The 3,212-nt window shown below is 58.9% G+C and carries 6 protein-coding genes and 1 pseudogene; 4 read left to right on the top strand and 3 right to left on the bottom strand.

The features are described 5' to 3' along the window. From GCT19_RS41370 to GCT19_RS41355, 3 genes are all read right to left on the bottom strand, one after another. Nucleotides 1-314 (bottom strand): transposase (locus GCT19_RS41370; protein ID WP_193727536.1); only part of this gene is annotated, 314 nt, incomplete at its 3' end. A 300-nt stretch (nucleotides 315-614) separates the two neighbouring features. Further along, a complete protein-coding gene (locus GCT19_RS41360) occupies nucleotides 615-875 on the bottom strand; it encodes a hypothetical protein (protein WP_152855047.1) in 261 nt (86 codons plus the stop codon). Between the two features lie 70 nt (nucleotides 876-945). Continuing rightward, nucleotides 946-1,203, bottom strand: coding sequence for a hypothetical protein (locus tag GCT19_RS41355; RefSeq protein WP_152855046.1), 258 nt, complete (start codon nucleotides 1,201-1,203; stop codon nucleotides 946-948). A gap of 673 nt (nucleotides 1,204-1,876) precedes the next feature. On the opposite strand from GCT19_RS41355, the pseudogene GCT19_RS41350 reads away from it, so the two are divergent. The 4 genes and pseudogenes from GCT19_RS41350 to GCT19_RS41335 form a co-directional block, all read left to right on the top strand. Next, a pseudogene (locus GCT19_RS41350) lies at nucleotides 1,877-2,380 on the top strand (YopJ family acetyltransferase); the annotation flags it as partial. A 19-nt stretch (nucleotides 2,381-2,399) separates the two neighbouring features. After that, nucleotides 2,400-2,591 carry a hypothetical protein gene (locus GCT19_RS41345; protein ID WP_152855045.1) on the top strand — a complete coding sequence of 64 codons (192 nt, stop codon included), beginning with the start codon at nucleotides 2,400-2,402 and terminating at the stop codon, nucleotides 2,589-2,591. 71 nt (nucleotides 2,592-2,662) lie between these two features. Beyond that, entirely contained in the window at nucleotides 2,663-2,884 is a 222-nt protein-coding gene (locus GCT19_RS41340; protein ID WP_084598292.1) for a hypothetical protein, read from the top strand. A gap of 14 nt (nucleotides 2,885-2,898) precedes the next feature. Beyond that, a partial coding sequence (locus tag GCT19_RS41335; RefSeq protein WP_193727535.1) for a transposase occupies nucleotides 2,899-3,212 on the top strand: 314 nt, incomplete at its 3' end.

Genomic DNA, 3,212 nt, shown 5'->3' with positions numbered 1-3,212 from the left:
GGTTCGAAGCTGCCGTCGCGGTCGCGCGGAATGTCTACCCGCAACGGGCCGTCCTCCGTCAACAGGGTCTTGCCGCTCCTGCCGTTGCGCTGGTTGGTCGACTCCGGCGGGCGTTGGCCTCCGCTCGGATAGCACAGGTGATGTTTTAGCTCGGCGCCCAGCGCACGCTCGATCAGCGCCTTCTTGAAGGCCATCGAGGCTGCCTGCACCGCTTCCGCCGTCATCGGACCCTTCACGAACTGATCGATGAGCTCCTCTGGAATCGCGGGGAGCTCAGGCGGGGGCGCAGACCCTGCTTCTGGTTTGCTTGGCATACATGCTCCTTTGGCTACATGTTATGCCTTGAACACAAAATTTCTGACAGGCTCGCCAAACCATCCACGTTCGTGAGCACCAGCGCGATCGAATCGCTCACATCCTGCGGAATCGGCTGGTCTCAGGCCCGCTTCATATTCCGGCCAGTTCGTCACGCGATGCGCCATCTTCAGGATGTGGTGCCGACGAGCGGCGTTGTGCTTATGCGGCATGCGTCTATTCAGAGAGAACGGGAACGTCATCTTATTACCCCGATCTTTCATCGACCTATCTATGCACCAACGCCCATTTGATCGCTTTCACTTGCCAGTTTCGCCATGACTCTCGCCGGGCAGCTCGGCGCCGTGCGCACGGATCGCGGCAATCAGCTCGGCCGGCGTGATCTCATAGCGCACCTCGCGCTGAGTCCCGGGTTTGCGCTGGTCGACGTCGATCAGGACCAGGCTTTTGCCGTCGGGCACAGCTTCGAGTCGCACCGTGCGCCGCACGCTCGCGGTCAGCGCGTCGCTGTCAGTCAGCAGATGGACGGCGCCGTGCGCGCCATTGTGGGGGGCTGTCATCGGACCAGGCTCCTGAAAAGACTCACCGGCGATACCTGCAAAAGCTCACCGTCAGAATCGGACGGCGCGTTCAGTCGAGGTCGAACAATGCCCGGTCTGCCGGCCGGGTGAGAGCCTCATCCATCATTTGCCGAAAGTCGGCTTCGTCCATTTCTCCGCGCTCAACTCGCCGCAAGACGGCCTCACCCACAAGCGCAAGCTTTCGTGCCTGGTCGGCTTTGCTCTCCTTGTATGCCTTGCGGCGCGCCTTGTCGGAAGCTTTTCGTGCCTCTTTCAGGGCGCTCAGCTTTTGCTCCGTCGCCGCTAGACGGTCTTTCAGCAATGTCATCAGTTGCTCCTTACACGTCCAACCATTCTAATCGCACACCTTAACCGATTTGACACGCGCTATTGACACCGCAGCCCTTGATCTGCCGCAAGGAGCACCATCATTACGTCCTTCTTGTCACACGCACCCTGTATCGTGCAGGAATAGGTAGCCATGCCGAAAATCGATGCAGGATCCCGTCCGGCGGCACTAGATGTCGCATTAGTTCCTACGGCCGCTGGCGATGCCATTAGCGCTCCCGTTGACTCCGCTCCCCCGCAACCATCGTGCAGCACCATACTTCTCCCACTAACGCGGTTGGTGTGTGACCGACCGAGCTGGCGCACGACAGGCGCTGCGTTACAGGGAGGCAACTCGGTTGCAGCGTCATTGGAAGCAGCCGAGGTGCGATCTGCGGTGCCGGCATTGACGCGCCAATTCGGCATGAGTCACAGAAAAGCGCTGGCGACGCTCGGTCCAGTGCTTGCGCACCGGGGACTGGAAATGTCATCGATTGTTGAAACTTCCTCGTGCCCCCCCGTTCCACTACCCTCGCGTTTGCGAGACAAGATTGCGGCTGTCGAAGGCGCGATGCACGAAGATCATTTCATCGCCGCGGTAAAGTCAGGCGTATCGGATTCGTTTTGCGCAGTTTTCCCTCTGTCCAATCCGTTGAAACGAACCCGGACTACATCATGTGATGGCTGACGTAAGGCAGCATGCCGATGGCGCAACAATTGTCGTCTTGGAATCGGGCGTTATTTTCAACGGGCGGCCCGAGCCGGATCAGAACCAAGCCGCAAAACACAACTGCCTGGTCTCTGGTTTGGCCACTGAAGGCGTCGATTCATGCCGTATCGCGATTGTCGAAACGCAGGCGCAGAAAACGCAGGATGACTGCGTGATGTACTCTTTGACCTACGTACTGAAGGCACACAAGAATCGTGAAATATTCGACCGGTTGCACGCAAGACTGAATGCGGGAGCCAATCCGGATACGTCCGGGGAATCGCGCAATGCCACGTCGCTTCGGGTTATGGAGGAAATCTCGGGAACTCGATCCCAGCGCATGTGGCCCATGGCGCAGACATGCTGCCTCCGGACTTCTACAAGCACGGTGCGTCACGACAGCAGGCACAACACCTCATGGGCTGGCCAGACCGGCGAATGGCGGACCTGTCAACAGCGCCGCGCATGAACACCGGGAGACGCTGATCATGCGCAACTTTGCGTTCCGGATCCAGCGTCCGAAGAAATCGGACAGCGGCGAAGAGGAAATGGGTGAGTTCAGCGCATCGATAGACGGCTTTCGACTGCAGGAAATTGCGCGTGCACTAGAGTTTCGTCCCGGAAATACAGTATATGGTTCAACTGGTTGCGGGTTTCTTCCAGCTGGCGGAATCGGTTGAAATGGCTGCCGGGCTTGGGTTCTACCCGGCTGACAGGAATCGGCTAGAATCCCAATGGTTTGAAGGTCGAAATGGCCGAAAGGCAGTCGTGGCAAGAGATTCCAACGAAATTGAGCGTCGAAGAGTTCGAGCAATTTGTCTGGCCGCATCTGAGCAAGGGCCGTCGCGGACCAGCACGAAAGCTCAGCGCGCATGTGATTTTCAACTACATCCTGAATGCGCTCTATCTCGGCTGCCTGTGGAAAGAGTTGCCGAGCCTGTCAGAAATTTTGTGTTCAAGGCATAACATGTAGCCAAAGGAGCATGTATGCCAAGCAAACCAAAAGCAGGGTCTGCGCCCCCGCCTGAGCTCCCCGCGATTCCAGAGGAGCTCATCGATCAGTTCGTGAAGGGTCCGATGACGGCGGAAGCGGTGCAGGCAGCCTCGATGGCCTTCAAGAAGGCGCTGATCGAGCGTGCGCTGGGCGCCGAGCTAAAACATCACCTGTGCTATCCGAGCGGAGGCCAACGCCCGCCGGAGTCGACCAACCAGCGCAACGGCAGGAGCGGCAAGACCCTGTTGACGGAGGACGGCCCGTTGCGGGTAGACATTCCGCGCGACCGCGACGGCAGCTTCGAACC

It is taken from the genome of Paraburkholderia atlantica (genome assembly GCF_009362785.1).
GTDB classification, from domain to species: domain Bacteria; phylum Pseudomonadota; class Gammaproteobacteria; order Burkholderiales; family Burkholderiaceae; genus Paraburkholderia; species Paraburkholderia atlantica.
Note: the sequence above shows the minus strand (reverse complement) of the source record. Positions and strands in the feature narration are given on the sequence as shown.

Excerpts from the sequence above, each read along its gene's own strand:
- GCT19_RS41360 (WP_152855047.1), bottom strand. The coding sequence starts at position 875 with ATGACAGCCCCCCACAATGGCGCGCACGGCGCCGTCCATCTGCTGACT.
- GCT19_RS41355 (WP_152855046.1), bottom strand. The coding sequence starts at position 1,203 with ATGACATTGCTGAAAGACCGTCTAGCGGCGACGGAGCAAAAGCTGAGC.
- GCT19_RS41345 (WP_152855045.1), top strand. The coding sequence starts at position 2,400 with ATGCGCAACTTTGCGTTCCGGATCCAGCGTCCGAAGAAATCGGACAGC.
- GCT19_RS41340 (WP_084598292.1), top strand. The coding sequence starts at position 2,663 with ATGGCCGAAAGGCAGTCGTGGCAAGAGATTCCAACGAAATTGAGCGTC.